The organism is Rhodococcus sp. P4_F5, from assembly GCF_056401315.1.
The window spans coordinates 24,640-40,549 of the sequence record NZ_JBFUJP010000008.1; the positions used below are offsets into that span (position 1 = coordinate 24,640).

Annotated in this window: 14 protein-coding genes; all 14 read left to right on the top strand. The window is 70.6% G+C overall.

What is annotated here, in order from left to right; all coding sequences use genetic code 11:
• Nucleotide 1 precedes the first annotated feature (1 nt).
• The 14 genes from AC1DU4_RS06150 to nuoN all read left to right on the top strand — a co-directional run bounded on the left by AC1DU4_RS06150 (nt 2) and on the right by nuoN (nt 15,880).
• Entirely contained in the window at nt 2–415 is a 414-nt protein-coding gene (locus AC1DU4_RS06150) for an Rv3143 family two-component system response regulator (RefSeq protein WP_477838166.1), read from the top strand.
• 140 nt (nt 416–555) lie between these two features.
• Nucleotides 556–936 (top strand): NADH-quinone oxidoreductase subunit A, encoded by a 381-nt coding sequence (locus AC1DU4_RS06155; RefSeq protein WP_477838167.1) that lies wholly within the window; start codon nt 556–558, stop codon nt 934–936.
• A 40-nt stretch (nt 937–976) separates the two neighbouring features.
• Nucleotides 977–1,531, top strand: coding sequence for a NuoB/complex I 20 kDa subunit family protein (locus AC1DU4_RS06160; RefSeq protein WP_072845390.1), 555 nt, complete (start codon nt 977–979; stop codon nt 1,529–1,531).
• Nucleotides 1,528–2,178: an NADH-quinone oxidoreductase subunit C gene (locus tag AC1DU4_RS06165; RefSeq protein ID WP_477838168.1), complete on the top strand. Its 651-nt coding sequence runs from the start codon at nt 1,528–1,530 to the stop codon at nt 2,176–2,178. Before AC1DU4_RS06160 ends, AC1DU4_RS06165 begins: the two co-directional genes overlap by 4 nt.
• A complete protein-coding gene (gene nuoD, locus AC1DU4_RS06170) occupies nt 2,178–3,473 on the top strand; it encodes an NADH dehydrogenase (quinone) subunit D (protein ID WP_477838169.1) in 1,296 nt (431 codons plus the stop codon). Before AC1DU4_RS06165 ends, nuoD begins: the two co-directional genes overlap by 1 nt.
• Complete coding sequence (gene nuoF / locus AC1DU4_RS06175; RefSeq protein ID WP_477838170.1) at nt 3,470–5,509, top strand: NADH-quinone oxidoreductase subunit NuoF; 2,040 nt, start codon at nt 3,470–3,472, stop codon at nt 5,507–5,509. The genes nuoD and nuoF overlap by 4 nt, the downstream gene beginning before the upstream one ends.
• Nucleotides 5,506–7,905, top strand: coding sequence for an NADH-quinone oxidoreductase subunit G (locus AC1DU4_RS06180; RefSeq protein ID WP_477838171.1), 2,400 nt, complete (start codon nt 5,506–5,508; stop codon nt 7,903–7,905). Before nuoF ends, AC1DU4_RS06180 begins: the two co-directional genes overlap by 4 nt.
• Nucleotides 7,905–9,209 carry an NADH-quinone oxidoreductase subunit NuoH gene (gene nuoH / locus AC1DU4_RS06185; RefSeq protein WP_477838172.1) on the top strand — a complete coding sequence of 435 codons (1,305 nt, stop codon included), beginning with the start codon at nt 7,905–7,907 and terminating at the stop codon, nt 9,207–9,209. Before AC1DU4_RS06180 ends, nuoH begins: the two co-directional genes overlap by 1 nt.
• Complete coding sequence (nuoI, locus tag AC1DU4_RS06190) at nt 9,202–9,720, top strand: NADH-quinone oxidoreductase subunit NuoI (RefSeq protein WP_477838173.1); 519 nt, start codon at nt 9,202–9,204, stop codon at nt 9,718–9,720. Before nuoH ends, nuoI begins: the two co-directional genes overlap by 8 nt.
• A complete protein-coding gene (locus AC1DU4_RS06195; protein ID WP_477838174.1) occupies nt 9,717–10,502 on the top strand; it encodes an NADH-quinone oxidoreductase subunit J in 786 nt (261 codons plus the stop codon). The genes nuoI and AC1DU4_RS06195 overlap by 4 nt, the downstream gene beginning before the upstream one ends.
• A complete protein-coding gene (gene nuoK, locus AC1DU4_RS06200) occupies nt 10,499–10,798 on the top strand; it encodes an NADH-quinone oxidoreductase subunit NuoK (RefSeq protein WP_072845398.1) in 300 nt (99 codons plus the stop codon). The genes AC1DU4_RS06195 and nuoK overlap by 4 nt, the downstream gene beginning before the upstream one ends.
• A complete protein-coding gene (nuoL, locus tag AC1DU4_RS06205) occupies nt 10,795–12,690 on the top strand; it encodes an NADH-quinone oxidoreductase subunit L (protein WP_477838175.1) in 1,896 nt (631 codons plus the stop codon). Before nuoK ends, nuoL begins: the two co-directional genes overlap by 4 nt.
• A complete protein-coding gene (locus AC1DU4_RS06210) occupies nt 12,687–14,285 on the top strand; it encodes an NADH-quinone oxidoreductase subunit M (protein ID WP_477838176.1) in 1,599 nt (532 codons plus the stop codon). Before nuoL ends, AC1DU4_RS06210 begins: the two co-directional genes overlap by 4 nt.
• The gene (gene nuoN, locus AC1DU4_RS06215) at nt 14,282–15,880 is read left to right on the top strand and encodes an NADH-quinone oxidoreductase subunit NuoN (protein WP_477838177.1); all 1,599 of its coding nucleotides are present in this window, start codon (nt 14,282–14,284) and stop codon (nt 15,878–15,880) included. Before AC1DU4_RS06210 ends, nuoN begins: the two co-directional genes overlap by 4 nt.
• Nucleotides 15,881–15,910 lie beyond the last annotated feature (30 nt).

Consider the following 15,910-nt stretch of genomic DNA (forward strand, 5'->3'; position numbering starts at 1 on the left):
CGTGACCGACTCCGTGAGTAGTCCCGGCTCGCTACATGTCCTCGTCTACAGCGACGACAGGACCGTCCGCGAGGCGGTGGTGCTGGCGCTGGGCACCCGACCGGACCCCGGCCTGCCGGAGCTGGAGTTCGTCGAGGTGGCGACCGCGCCGGTGGTGATCGAGCGGCTCGACGCGGGCGGCGTCGACCTGGTGATCCTGGACGGCGAGGCGACGCCCGCCGGCGGCATGGGGATCGCCAGGCAGCTCAAGGACGAGATCGACCCGTGCCCGCCGATCCTGGTGCTGATCGGCCGGGCCGACGACGCCTGGCTGGCCAACTGGTCGCGGGCCGAGGCGACGGCCACGCACCCGATCGACCCGCTGCGACTGGCCGAGACCGCGGTCGCACTGCTGCGCACCCACCTGCCCGCGTAACGGCCCTCGGCCTGGGCCTCGACGCGCCGTCGGCGGCCGAAGCCGACCTGCCCGCGGCGACGGCGGTAGCGTGTGTGTCACGGCTCACGATCGCACGCGAATCGGGTGGTCAGGCTCTCGCGGAGAGGAGTTCGACGGACATGAACGTCTACCTGCCGATCCTCGTCCTGGGCACGATCGCCGCCGCCTTCGCGCTCGTCTCGGTGGTCCTCGCGTCCGTCGTCGGCCCGCGCCGCGACAACCGCGCCAAGCTCGACGCGTACGAGTGCGGCATCGACCCGACGCCGGAGCAGACGGACGGCGGCGGCCGCGGGGCCGGCGGCCAGCGCATCCCGGTGAAGTTCTACCTGACGGCCATGCTGTTCATCATCTTCGACATCGAGATCGTCTTCCTCTACCCGTGGGCCGTCCACTTCGACGCGCTCGGGGTCTTCGGATTCGCCGCCATGGCGCTGTTCATCTTCAACGTCTCGGTTGCCTACGCCTACGAGTGGAAGCGGGGCGGGCTCAGCTGGGATTAGTTCTTCTCTGACAAGGGATTTGAAGAAAGTGAGGTCGAGGATGGGTCTCGAGGAAAAGCTGCCGAGCGGATTCCTGCTGACCACTGTCGAGTCGCTGGCGGGGTACGCCCGGAAGGGCTCGCTGTGGCCCGCGACCTTCGGCCTCGCCTGCTGCGCGATCGAGATGATGGCCACCGCGGCCGGCCGCTACGACATCGCCCGGTTCGGCATGGAGGCCTTCCGCGCCTCGCCGCGCCAGGCCGACCTGCTGATCGTCGCCGGCCGGGTCAGCCAGAAGATGGCCCCGGTGCTGCGGCAGGTCTACGACCAGATGGCGGAACCGAAGTGGGTCCTCGCGATGGGCGTGTGTGCGTCGTCCGGTGGCATGTTCAACAACTACGCGATCCTGCAGGGCGTCGACCACATCGTCCCCGTCGACATCTACCTGCCCGGGTGCCCGCCGCGACCCGAGGCGCTGCTCAACGCGATCATCACGCTGCACGAGAAGATCCAGCAGATGCCGCTCGGGGTCAACCGGGACGAGGCGGTACGGGCGGCCGAGCAGGCCGCGCTGGCGTCCACGCCCACGTTCGCGGTGAAGGGGTTGCTGCGGTGACCGACCAGCGGGGAATGTTCGGGGTGAGCGGTACCGGCGACACGTCCGGGTACGGGCGCCTGGTCCGGCCGTTCACGCTGCCCGGCGCCACTTCGCGCCCGTACGGCGGGTACTTCGACGACGTCGTCGACACGCTGGCCGYGGCCCTCGCCGAGGTCGGCGTCGGGTTCGACCAGGCCGTCGAGCAGGTCGTCGTCTTCCGCGACGAGCTGACCCTGCACGTGCGCCGCGAGTTCCTGCCCGAGGTCGCGCAGCGACTGCGCGACGAACCCGACCTCCGGTTCGAACTGTGCCTCGGGGTCAACGGAGTGCACTACCCGAAGGACGTGGGCCGGGAACTGCACGCGGTCTACCCCCTGCGGTCGATCACCCTGGGCCGACTCCTCCGTCTCGAGGTGTCGGTGCCCGACGCCGACCCGCACCTGCCCTCGCTCTACGGGGTGTACCCGACCAACGACTGGCACGAGCGGGAGACCTACGACTTCTTCGGGATCGTGTTCGACGGCCACCCGTCGTTGACCCGGATCGAGATGCCCGACGACTGGACCGGTCACCCGCAGCGCAAGGACTACCCACTCGGTGGGATCCCCGTCGAGTACCAGGGCGCGACGATACCGCCGCCCGACGAGCGGAGGGCGTACAGCTGATGCCTGCGAGTGAAGTGATCTATACCTCCGGCGGGCAGGACTGGGACGAGATCGTCGATGCCGCACGCGAATCCGGCAACGAACGCATCGTGGTCAACATGGGCCCGCAGCACCCGTCGACGCACGGGGTGCTCCGCCTCGTCCTGGAACTCGAGGGCGAGACGGTCACCGAGGCGCGCTGCGGCATCGGCTACCTGCACACCGGGATCGAGAAGAACCTCGAGTACCGCAACTGGATGCAGGCCGTCACCTTCGTCACCCGGATGGACTACCTCTCCCCGTTCTTCAACGAGACCGCCTACTGCCTGGCGGTGGAGAAGCTGCTCGACGTCACCGACGCGATCCCCGAGCGGGCCACCGTCGTCCGCGTGATGCTGATGGAACTCAACCGCATCTCCTCGCACCTGGTGGCGCTCGGGACCGCGGGCATGGAGATGGGCGCGGTCACCGCGATGATCTTCGGTTTCCGCGAGCGTGAACTGGTACTCGACGTGTTCGAGGCGATCACCGGCCTGCGGATGAACCACGCCTACATCCGGCCCGGCGGCCTGGCCCAGGACATGCCCGCCGGCTCGGACCGCAAGGTTCGCGAGCTGTTGCAGATCATGCCCAACCGGTTGCGGGACATGGAGAATCTCCTCACCGAGAACGCGATCTGGAAGGGTCGCAACCAGGGCATCGGCTACCTCGACCTCACCGGCTGCATGGCGCTCGGCGTCACCGGCCCGGTGCTGCGGGCCACCGGGCTCCCCCACGACCTGCGCCGGGCACAGCCGTACTGCGGCTACGAGAACTACGAATTCGACATCGTCACCGACACCGGGAACGACTGCTACGGCCGGTACCTGATCCGGATCGGCGAGATGAAGGAGTCGCTGAAGATCGTCGAGCAGTGCCTCGACCGGCTGCAGCCCGGCCCGGTCATGCTGGCGGACAAGAAGATTGCCTGGCCGGCCGACCTGGAGCTGGGGGCCGACGGTCTGGGCCAGTCGGCGGACCACGTGCGCACCATCATGGACACCTCCATGGAGGGGCTGATCCACCACTTCAAACTGGTCACCGAGGGCATCCGGGTGCCGGCGGGACAGGTGTACACCGCGGTCGAGTCGCCCCGCGGCGAGCTGGGCGTGCACGTGGTCAGCGACGGCGGCACCCGCCCGTACCGGGTGCACTTCCGCGACCCGTCGTTCACGAATCTGCAGGCCGTCGCCGCAATGTGCGAGGGGGGCATGGTCTCCGACGTCATCGCGTCGGTCGCCAGCATCGACCCCGTCATGGGAGGGGTGGACCGATGACCGATCGGGAACCGGTGTTCGTCGAGTTCGGGGCCCCGCCGGCGCCGCGGGTCGGGCGGGACTCCTACCCGCCCGACGTCCTCGCCCGGCTCGAGGTCGACGCGAAGGAGCTCATCGGCCGGTACCCCGGCCCGCGCTCCGCACTGATCCCGCTGCTGCACCTGGTGCAGGCCGAGGACGGGTACATCACCCCGGCCGGGATCGGCTTCTGCGCAGCGCAACTCGGGCTCAGCGGCGCCGCCGTGTCCGCGGTCGCCACCTTCTACTCGATGTACCGCCGCGACCCGACCGGCGACTACCACGTCGGGGTCTGCACCAACGCGCTCTGCGCGATCATGGGTGGCGACGAGATCCTGGCCGCGCTCGAGGAACACCTGGACCTCGGCGGGCCGAACGGGGACACCACCGCGGACGGCAAGATCACGCTCGAGCACATCGAGTGCAACGCGGCGTGCGACTACGCCCCGGTGGTGATGGTCAACTGGGAGTTCTTCGACAACCAGACGCCGGACTCCGCCCGGGCCGTCGTCGACGGTCTGCGGGCCGGCGACCAGGTGACCCCGAGCCGCGGTGCGCCGCTGTGCACCTTCCGGCAGACCGCCCGCATCCTCGCCGGCTTCCCCGACGAGCGGCCCGGGGCCTCGGAGGCCGCGGGCAGCGGCGGCGACGCCACCGTCGCGGGCCTGCGCGTGACGCGCGAACTCGGCGAGGGACGGCCCGCCGGGGCCACGCCGCTGACGCCCGTCCTGAGCGGCTACTGGGACGACCCGCGGTCCTGGACCCTCGACACCTACCGCGGCCACGACGGCTACCAGGCGCTGGCCCGGGCGCTGCGCATGCAGCCTGCGGAGGTGGTCACGACGGTCCAGGACTCCGGGTTGCGGGGCCGCGGCGGCGCCGGTTTCCCGACCGGCACCAAGTGGTCGTTCATACCGCAAAACGGCGACAAGCCCCACTACCTGGTCGTCAACGCCGACGAGTCCGAGCCGGGGACCTGCAAGGACATGCCGCTGATCATGGCCACCCCGCACGCCCTCGTCGAGGGCGCGATCATCGCGGCGTACGCGATCGGGGCCGGCCACGCCTTCATCTACCTGCGCGGCGAGGTGGTCCCGGTCCTGCGCCGACTGCAGGACGCGGTCGCCGAGGCGTACGACGCGGGGTACCTCGGCAAGGACATCCTGGGCAGCGGGTACGACCTCGAGTTGGTGGTGCACGCCGGTGCCGGGGCGTACATCTGCGGCGAGGAGACCGCGCTGCTCGACTCGCTGGAGGGCCGACGCGGCCAGCCCCGGCTGCGACCGCCGTTCCCGGCAGTGGAGGGTCTCTACGCCTGCCCGACCGTCGTCAACAACGTCGAGTCCATCGCGAGCGTGCCGTCGATCGTGCTGGGCGGTGTCGAGTGGTTCCGCTCGATGGGCAGCGAGAAGTCACCGGGCTTCACCCTCTACTCCCTCTCCGGCCACGTCACCCGCCCGGGACAGTACGAGGCGCCGCTGGGCATCACGCTGCGCGAACTGCTCGGCTACGCGGGCGGGGTCCGGGCCGGGCACCGCCTGAAGTTCTGGACGCCGGGCGGCTCGTCCACGCCGATCTTCACCGACGCGCACCTGGACGTCCCGCTCGACTACGAGGGCGTGGCGGCGGCCGGGTCGATGCTGGGCACCAAGGCGCTGCAGATCTTCGACGAGACCACCTGCGTGGTGCGCACGGTCCTGCGCTGGGCGGAGTTCTACGCCCACGAGTCCTGCGGCAAGTGCACACCCTGCCGGGAGGGCACCTACTGGCTGGTGCAGATCCTGCAACGACTCGAGGCGGGCGACGGCACCGAGGAGGACCTGGAGACGCTGCTCGACATCTCCGACAACATCCTCGGCCGCGCGTTCTGCGCGCTCGGCGACGGCGCGACCAGCCCGATCACGTCCTCGATCGCGCTCTTCCGCGACGAGTACCTGGCCCATTTCGAGTCGGGTTGCCCGTTCGACCCGGCCGCATCGATTCTGCGGCCTCGTCGATCCGGGGGAGGTGAGCGATGACCGTGCATGCGCCCGACGACACGACCGGCCTGCCGCTGCCGTCGGACCTGGTGACCGTCACCGTCGACGGCACCGAGATCGCCGTCCCCAAGGGCACCCTGGTGATCCGGGCCGCCGAACTGCTCGGCGTGCAGATCCCCCGGTTCTGCGACCACCCGCTGCTCGAACCGGTCGGCGCCTGCCGCCAGTGCCTGGTCGACGTGGAGGGCCAGCGCAAGCCGCTCGCGTCCTGCACCACCGCGGTCACCGACGGCATGGTCGTGCGCACCCAGCTCACCTCGCCGGTCGCGGACAAGGCGCAGCGCGGCGTGATGGAACTGCTGCTGATCAACCATCCGTTGGACTGCCCGATCTGTGACAAGGGCGGCGAGTGCCCGCTGCAGAACCAGGCCCTGTCCACCGGACGGGCCGAGTCGCGCTTCGACGGGGTCAAACGCACCTTCCCCAAACCGATCCCGCTGTCCTCCGAGATCCTGCTGGACCGCGAGCGGTGCGTGCTCTGTGCCCGGTGCACCCGGTTCTCCGAGCAGATCGCCGGCGACCCGTTCATCGACATGCTCGAGCGCGGCGCCCAGCAGCAGGTCGGCATCGCCGCGGGCGAGCCGTTCGAGTCGTACTTCTCCGGCAACACGGTGCAGGTCTGCCCGGTCGGCGCGCTCACCAGCGCCGACTACCGGTTCCGGGCCCGGCCGTTCGACCTGGTGTCGAGCCCGAGCGTCTGCGAGCACTGCGCCAGCGGCTGCGCGCAGCGCACCGACCACCGCCGTGGCAAGGTGATGCGCCGCCTTGCCGGCGACGACCCGCAGGTCAACGAGGAGTGGAACTGCGACAAGGGCCGGTTCGCGTTTACCTACGCCACCGAGCGGGACCGGATCACCACGCCGATGGTCCGGGGTGACGACGGCGAGCTGCGGCCCGCGTCCTGGCCCGAGGCGTTGGCGGCGGCGGCGAGCGGGCTGGCCGCGGCACCCGGCGGGGCCGGCGTGCTGGTCGGCGGCCGCAGCACCTGGGAGGACGCCTACGCCTACGCGAAGTTCGCGCGGATCACGTTGGGCACCAACGACATCGACTTCCGTTCCCGCCCGCACTCGGCCGAGGAGGCGGAGTTCCTGGCGGCCCGGGTGGCCGGGCGGCGGATGGGCGTCACCTACGACGACCTGGAGCGGTCGTCGGCGGTGCTGCTGGTGGCCTTCGAGCCGGAGGAGGAGTCGCCGATCGTCTACCTCCGCCTGCGGAAGGCATCCCGCCGGAATGGCATTCGGGTCTCCTCCGTCGCCCCGTTCGCCACCCGCGGCCTGGAGAAGATGTCGGGCCGGTTGATCCAGACCTCCCCCGGCGACGAACCCGCGGCGCTCGAGGCCCTACACCCGGACGAACTGCTGCGCAGGCCCGGCGCCATCATCCTGGTCGGCGAGCGACTGGCGACGGTGCCCGGCGGACTGTCCGCCGCCGTCCGACTGGCCGACGCGACCGGCGCCGCCCTGGCCTGGGTGCCGCGCCGGGCCGGCGAGCGGGGCGCGGTCGAGGCCGGGACGCTGCCGCACCTGCTGCCCGGCGGCCGACCCGTCACCGACCCCGGTGCCCGGCAACAGGTTTCCGCGCTGTGGGGCCCGGACCTGCCCGTCACGCCCGGCCGGGACACCGCCGGCATCCTCGCGGCCGTGGCAGCGCAGGACCTCGGCGCGCTGGTGGTCGGCGGCGTCGAGCTCGACGACCTACCCGACCCGGAGGCGGCCCGCCGCGCCGTCGAGGCCGCCGGTTTCGTGGTCAGCCTGGAACTGCGGCGCAGCGCGGTCACCGACCGCGCGGACGTCGTGTTCCCGGTGGCGCCCGTAGCGGAGAAGCCGGGCACCTTCCTGTCCTGGGAGGGCCGCGAGCGGCCCTTCCCCGCCGCCCTGGACACCGCGGGCGCCATGCCCGACCAGCGGGTGCTGGACGCGATCGCCGCCCGGATGGGCAGCCGCCTCGGCCTGCCGGACGCCGCGGCCGCCCGCGCGGAGCTCGCCGCCCTGGGCGCCTGGAACGGCGCTCGCCCCGGCCTCCCCGCCTACCCGCCGGCCGTACAGCGGCAACCCGGTCCCGGCGAGGCCGTCCTGGCGACCTGGCGGATGCTGCTGGACTCCGGACGGCTGCAGGACGGCGAGCCCCACCTGGCCGGCACCGCCCGCACCCCCGTCGTTCGGCTCTCGGCGGGTACCGCCGCTGAAATCGGTGCCGCCGAAGGCGACCCGGTGACCGTCACCACCGACCGCGGTGCGCTCACCCTGCCGCTGGCGGTCACCGACCTGCCCGAGCGGGTGGTGTGGTTGCCGCTGAACTCCCCCGGATCCGCGGTGCACCACCGGCTCGCGGCCCCGTCGGGCGGCCTGGTCCGGATCCGCGCGGGGAGGCCGTGATGGGCACCGACACCCTCGCGGTCGCCGTCGACCTGTCCGCCTTCGGGCGGGACCCGTGGTGGCTGGTCGTCGCCAAGTCCGTGGCCATCTTCGCCTTCCTCATGCTGACCCCGATCGTCGCGATCCTCGCCGAACGCAAGGTGATGGCCTGGATGCAGATGCGGGTGGGGCCCAACCGGGTCGGCCCGTGGGGGATGCTGCAGTCCCTCGCCGACGGCATCAAGCTCGCGCTCAAGGAGGGCATCGTCCCGGCGGCCGCGGACAAGCCGGTCTACCTCCTCGCCCCGGTCATCGCGGTGGTCCCGGCGATCATGGCGTTCGCGGTGATCCCGTTCGGCCCGGAGGTTTCCGTCTTCGGACAGTGGACGCCGCTGCAGCTCACCGACATGCCGGTGGCCGTCCTGTACATCCTCGCGATCACCTCCGTCGGCGTCTACGGCATCGTGCTCGCCGGGTGGTCCTCCGGCTCGACCTACCCGCTGCTCGGCGGGCTCCGTTCGACGGCGCAGGTGATCTCCTACGAGATCGCGATGGGCCTGACGTTCGCCGCCGTCTTCCTGGTCGCCGGCACGATGTCGACCTCCGGCATCGTGGCCGCGCAGGAAGGCACCTGGTACGTCTTCCTGCTGCTGCCGTCGTTCCTGATCTACGTGACGTCGATGGTCGGCGAGACCAACCGGGCCCCGTTCGACCTGCCCGAGGCCGAGGGCGAGCTGGTCGGCGGCTTCCACACCGAGTACTCCTCGCTGCGTTTCGCCATGTTCATGCTCGCCGAGTACATCAACATGGTCACCGTCTCCGCGCTGGCCACCACCCTGTTCCTCGGCGGCTGGCACGCGCCGTGGCCGCTGAACATGTGGGACGGCGCGAACTCCGGCTGGTGGCCGGTGCTGTGGTTCACCGCGAAGGTCTGGGGCTTCCTGTTCGTCTTCATCTGGCTGCGGACCACGCTGCCCCGCATGCGATACGACCAGTTCATGAACCTCGGCTGGAAGATCCTGATCCCGGCCGCGCTGACCTGGGTGATGATCGTCGCCGCGGTGCGCGCACTGCACAACGACGGGTACGACGCCACGTCGATCGTGCTCGGCGGTGGCGGCGTGGTGGTCGCGCTGGTGGTACTCGCACTGGTGTGGCGGGCGCTGCGCCGGCCCGCCGTCGCGGCTCCGCCCGCCCGACCCACTCCCCCTGCCTTCGACCCCATGGCCGGCGGCTTCCCGGTGCCGCCGATGCCGGGCCAGGCGCTACCCGCCTTCTCCCGTCGCGCCGCGACAGCTTCTGCAAAGGAGGACAGCGATGTCTGAATTCCTCGGCCCACTCGCCGGTTTCGGTGTCACCTTCTCGACGATGTTCGCCAAACCCACCACCGAGTTCTACCCGGAGGAGAAGGTCCCGACGGCCCCCGGATACCACGGCCGGCACCAACTGAACCGATACGCGGACGGGCTCGAGAAGTGCATCGGGTGTGAATTGTGCGCGTGGGCCTGTCCGGCCGACGCCATCTACGTCGAGGGCGCGGACAACACCGACGAGGAGCGCTACTCGCCCGGCGAACGGTACGGCCGCGTCTACCAGATCAACTACCTGCGCTGCATCGGCTGCGGCCTGTGCATCGAGGCCTGCCCGACGCGGGCGCTGACCATGACCGACGACTACGAGATGGTCGACGACAACCGCGCCGACCTGATCTACGGCAAGGACCGCCTGCTGGCGCCGCTCGCGGACGGCATGGTCGCCCCGCCGCACCCGATGGCCGAGGGGAAGACCGACGAGGACTACTACCGTGGCAACGTGATCGGCGAGGTACGCCAATGACCGTCGCCGACGCCGCGCTGCTGGCCGCGGAACCCCTCACCCGGACCTCCACCGGCGAGGCGGTGGCGTTCTGGGTCCTGGGCGCCGTGGCGGTGATCGGCGCGCTGGGCGTGGTCGGCGCGGCCAAGGCCGTCTACTCCGCGCTCTTCCTGGCCCTGACCATGATCGTGCTGGCGGTCTTCTACATCGCCCAGGGCGCGACGTTCCTCGGCGTGGTGCAGATCGTCGTCTACACCGGCGCGGTGATGATGCTGTTCCTGTTCGTGCTCATGCTGATCGGTGTCGACTCCGCCGACTCGCTGGTGGAAACCCTGCGCGGACAACGGGTCGCGGCCGTCCTGGTGGGCCTGGGGTTCGGCGTCCTGCTGGTCGGCGGCATCGGCCGGGCCGTCGCCCGGGCAAGCTTCGCGGGCCTGGACGAGCCCGACGGGGCCGGCAACGTCGAGGGTCTCGCCGAACTCATCTTCACCCGATACGTGTGGGCCTTCGAGCTGACCGGCGCGCTGCTGATCACCGCGACCGTCGGCGCCATGGTGCTCGCGCATCGCGAACACTTCGGCCGGCGTCGGACCCAGCGGGAGCTCTCGCAGGAACGCTTCAGCACGGGCGGCCGGGTCACCCCGCTGCCCGGCCCGGGCGTCTACGCACGGCACAACGCCGTGGACATGGCCGCGCTGCTGCCGGACGGCACGCCCGCCCCGCTGTCGGTCAGCCGCACCCTCCGACCCCGCGAAACCAACTCTGGCGTAGGAGAACCCCACGGTGAGGAGGGCACTCGTTGAATCCCGAGAACTACCTGTACCTCGCGGCCCTGCTGTTCACGATCGGCGCGGCCGGCGTGCTGCTGCGGCGTAACGCCCTGGTGGTGTTCATGTGCATCGAACTCATGCTCAACGCCACCAACCTGGCGTTCGTGACCTTCGCCCGGATGCACGGCCACCTCGACGGACAGGTCTTCGCGTTCTTCACGATGGTGGTCGCAGCCGCCGAGGTGGTCGTCGGACTCGCGATCATCATGACCATCTTCCGGGCCCGCCGCAGCGCCTCGGTCGACGACGCGAATCTGCTGAAGTATTGAGTACCGTCGCGCTCGTCCCGGTACTGCCGCTGCTCGGCGCCGTCGTGCTGCTCCTGGGCGGCCGGCGCACCGATTCGTGGGGACACCTGCTCGGCTGCGTCGCCGCGCTGGCGTCGTTCGCCGTCGCCGCAGTCGCTTTCGTGGAGATGCTCGGCCGCGACGGCGCCGACCGCGCCGTGCACCAGACCTTGTTCAGCTGGGTACCGGTGGCGCAGCTGCAGGTGGACTTCGGACTCCAGCTCGACCAGCTGTCGATGTGCTTCGTGCTCTTGATCACCGGAGTGGGATCGCTGATCCACATCTACTCGGTCGGCTACATGGAACACGATCCGCAGCGCCGAAAGTTCTTCGCCTACCTCAACCTTTTCCTCGCGGCCATGCTGCTGCTGGTGCTGGCGGACAACTTCCTCGGCCTGTACCTCGGCTGGGAGGGCGTCGGCCTCGCCTCGTACCTGCTCATCGGATTCTGGCAGCACAAGCCGGCGGCCGCGACGGCGGCGAAGAAGGCCTTCGTGGTCAACCGGGTCGGCGACATGGGGCTGGTCGTCGCCATGATGATCATGTTCGCGACGTTCGGCTCGGTCGGATTCGCCGAGGTCTTCACCGGCGCAACGGAAGCGAGCGAGTCCACGCTCACCGCGATCGGGCTGACGCTGCTGCTGGCGGCCTGCGCCAAGTCCGCCCAGGTGCCGCTGCAGTCGTGGCTCGGCGACGCGATGGAGGGCCCGACCCCGGTGTCGGCCCTGATCCACGCCGCAACCATGGTCACCGCGGGCGTCTACCTGATCGTGCGGTGCGGGCCGATCTTCGACCTGGCCCCGGACGCGCAGCTGGCCGTGGTCGCGGTCGGCACCGTGACCCTGTTGTTCGGCGCGATCATCGGCTGCGCGAAGGACGACATCAAGAAGGCCCTCGCCGCGTCCACGATGAGCCAGATCGGCTACATGGTGCTGGCCGCCGGCCTCGGCCCGGCGGGCTACGCATTCGCGATCATGCACCTGCTGACCCACGGCTTCTTCAAGGCCGGCCTCTTCCTCGGCGCGGGGTCGGTGATGCACGGGATGAACGACGAGACGGACATGCGGCGCTACGGCGGCCTGCGCGCCTTCATGCCGATCACTTTCGTGACATTCGGTCTCGGATACCTAGCCATCATCGGCGTCCCGCCGTTCGCCGGCTTCTTCTCCAAGGACAAGATCATCGAGGTGGCGTTCGCGGCCGACAGCACCGGCAGCCTCACCGCGAAGGGCCTGGTCCTCGGCACGGCCACACTGGTCGGTGCGGGCCTGACCGCGTTCTACATGACCCGGGTGATGCTGATGACGTTCTTCGGCAGCCGCCGGTGGCACGACGACGCGCATCCGCACGAGTCGCCGGGCGTGATGACGACGCCGATGGTGGTGCTCGCGGTGGGATCGGTCGGCGCGGGCGCGCTGCTGGCCGTCGGCTCCGCGTTGGCGGACTGGCTCGCGCCGGTGGTGGGTTCGCACCACGACGAACCACCGATCCCGGTGTGGGCGATCACCACCGCAACCCTGGCAGTGGTGCTCGTCGGCGTCGCTGTGGCCTACCGGCGGTACGCCGCCCTGCAGATCCCGGTGACCGCCCCGACCGACGTCTCCGGGCTCACCGTCGCGGCCCGTCGGGACCTCTACGGCGACGCGGTCAACGAGGCGGTGTTCATGCGTCCCGGCGCTGGGCTGACCCGGTCACTGGTCACCGTCGACGACCGGGGCATCGACGGCGCCGTCAACGGGCTTGCCGCCCTGGTCGGCGGCGTGTCGTCGCGGGTCCGGCGGTTGCAGACCGGCTTCGTCCGGTCCTACGCCCTCGCGATGTTCGCGGGCGCGGCCCTGGTGGTCGCGACGATGGTGCTGGGGAGGCTCTGGTGAACGACTTTCCCTGGTTGACCGCGCTGTGGCTGGTGCCGGCGGTGGGCGCCGTCGTGGTGATGGCGGTGCCCGCGCGCCAACGGCGACTCGCGAAGGCCCTCGCGCTGGGCGTCGCGGCGGCGGCACTGGGCGTCGCCGTCGCGGTGGCGATCGCGTTCGACCCGGCCGGCGCGCAGTACCAGCTCGTCGAGTCTCACTCCTGGATACCGGCTTTCGGCACCCGCTACGCGCTGGGTGTGGACGGCATCGCGCTGGTGCTGGTGCTGCTCACCGCGGCACTGGTGCCGCTGCTGCTGTTGGCGGGCTGGCACGACGCCGGCGCCGAGCCCACCGAGGGCGGCCCCGAATCCCGGGGCGCGCACACCTATTTCGCACTGATCCTGACGGTCGAGGCGATGGTGCTGCTGTCGTTCACGGCCCTCGACATCTTGCTGTTCTACATCTTCTTCGAGGCCATGCTGATCCCGCTGTACTTCCTCATCGGGGGGTTCGGCCCACGGGAGGACCGGGCAAAGCGGTCGCGCGCCGCGGTGAAGTTCTTGCTGTACAACCTGTTCGGCGGACTCGTCATGCTGGCCGCGGTGATCGGCCTGTACGTGGTGACCGCCGGGGCGGAGAGCCCCTTCGCCGCCGGCACCTTCGACCTCCGCGCCATCGTCGACGCGGTCTCGTCGGGCTCGCTGGTCATCGACGCGCCCGTCGCCAACGCCCTGTTCCTCGGATTCATGTTCGCCTTCGCGGTCAAGGCGCCGCTGTGGCCGCTGCACACCTGGCTGCCCGACGCCGCCGTCCAGGCCACGCCGGCCACCGCGGTGCTCATGATGGCCGTCGTCGACAAGGTCGGCACCTTCGCGATGCTGCGCTTCTGCCTGCAACTGTTCCCCGACGCGTCCCGGACATTCGCGCCGTGGATCGTCGCGCTGTCGGTGGTCGCCGTCGTGTACGGCGCCCTGCTCGCGATCGGCCAGACCGACGTGATGCGCCTGATCGCGTACACCTCGATCTCGCACTTCGGGTTCATCATCCTCGGGATCTTCGCGCTGACCAGCCAGGGGCAGGCCGGCTCCACCCTCTACATGGTCAACCACGGCATCTCCACGGCGGCGCTGTTCCTGATCGCCGGGTTCCTGGTCTCCCGCCGCGGCACCCGGGCCATCGCCGCGTTCGGCGGGGTGCAGAAGGTGGCGCCGGTGCTGGCCGGCACCTTCCTCGTCGCGGGCCTGGCCACCCTGTCCCTGCCGGGACTGGCGCCGTTCGTCAGCGAGTTCCTCGTCCTGGTCGGCACTTACCCGCGTTACGAGGTGGCCGCGGTGATCGCGACGCTGGCGTTGGTGCTCTCCGCGGTCTACGTGCTGTGGCTCTACCAACGGGTGATGGGCGGGCCGGTCACCGAGGGCAACGAGCGGGTCCGCGACCTGGTGCCCCGTGAGGTGCTGGTGGCGGCGCCGCTGCTCGCGCTGCTGCTGATCCTCGGCTTCTACCCCAAGCCGGCGCTCGACGTCATCAACCCGGCGGTGACGCAGACGTTGACGACGATCCACCAACAGGACCCGGTACCGACCATCGCCGAGCAGGACGGAGGTGCGCACCAGTGAGTCCCGCACTGTTGTCCGCGTCGAGCATCGAGGCGCCGAGTGTCGAGTACAGCCTGCTCGCACCGATGCTCATCGTGTTCGGCGTCGCCGCCGCCGGGGTGCTGGTCGAGGCCTTCGCGCCGCGCCGCCTCCGGTACGGCTGCCACCTGGTGCTCAGCCTCGGCGGACTCGTCGCGGCGTTCGTCGCCGTCGTCGCGCTGGCCGGGACCGAGGAGTCCGCGGTGGCGGGCGCGGTCGCGATCGACGGCCCGACCCTGTTCCTGCAGGGCACGATCCTGCTCGTCTCGATCCTGGCGATCGTGCTGATCGCCGAGCGTCGCGTCGACCGGGCGGGCACCGGGGAGGCGGACGCCAGGAAGGCCGGGGCCGGGCGCGCGGACGCGTTCGCACCGCAGGCGTCCGCGGTCCCGGGCAGCGTCGCCGAGCTCGAGGCGACCCGGGCCGGCGTCGCCCAGACAGAGGTGTTCCCGCTGACCCTGTTCGCGGTCGGCGGCATGCTGCTGTTCCCCGCGTCGAACGACCTGCTCACCATGTTCGTGGCGCTCGAGGTGTTCTCGCTGCCGCTGTACCTGCTGTGCGGGCTGGCGCGCAGGCGTCGGCTGCTCTCGCAGGAGGCGGCGATCAAGTACTTCCTGCTCGGCGCCTTTTCGTCGGCGTTCTTCCTCTTCGGCACGGCCCTGCTGTACGGGTACTCCGGGACGGTGTCGCTGACGGGCATCGCCGACGCGGTCGCGGCGGACGCCGGTGAGCGGCCGCTGGCACTGATGGGTGCGGGCCTGCTGTCGGTGGGTCTGCTGTTCAAGGTCGGTGCGGTGCCGTTCCATTCGTGGATCCCCGACGTGTACCAGGGCGCCCCCACCCCGATCACCGCGTTCATGGCGTCGGCCACCAAGGTCGCGGCATTCGGCGCGATGTTGCGGGTCTTCTACGTCGCCCTGCCCGGTCTGCAGACGGACTGGCGGCCGATGCTGTGGGCCGTCGCCGTCCTCACGATGCTGGTCGCCTCGGTGCTGGCGGTCACGCAGACCGACGTCAAGCGGATGCTCGCGTACTCCTCGGTCTCGCACGTCGGGTTCGTCCTCACCGGGCTGATCGCCGGCAACCACGACGGGCTCTCGTCGACGCTGTTCTACCTGCTCGCCTACAGCTTCAGCGCGCTGGGCGGCTTCGCCGTCGTCGGCCTGGTCCGCGGACCCGACGGCGAGGCGACCACCATGTCGCAGTGGGCGGGGCTCGGGCGGCGCTCGCCGCTGCTCGGCAGCGTCTTCGCACTGTTCCTGCTCGCCTACGCCGGCATCCCGTTGACCAGCGGGTTCGTCGCCAAGTTCGCGGTCTTCCAGGCCGCGCTCGCCGGCGGCGCCCTGCCCCTGGTGCTGGTGGGTGTGGTCGCCAGCGCGATCGCGGCGTTCTTCTACGTGCGGGTGATCGTGCTGATGTTCTTTGCAGAGCCCCCGGTGGACGAGCCGGTGGTCGCCGTGCCCAGCCCCGGAACCGGCTTTGCGATCGCCGTGGCCGCCGCGGTGACGGTGGTTCTGGGGATCGCGCCGCAGCCGATGCTGGACCTGGTGGACCAGGCCGCGTCGTTCCTGCACTGACCGGGCGCCGGTTGGCGGCGGGCGGCGGGC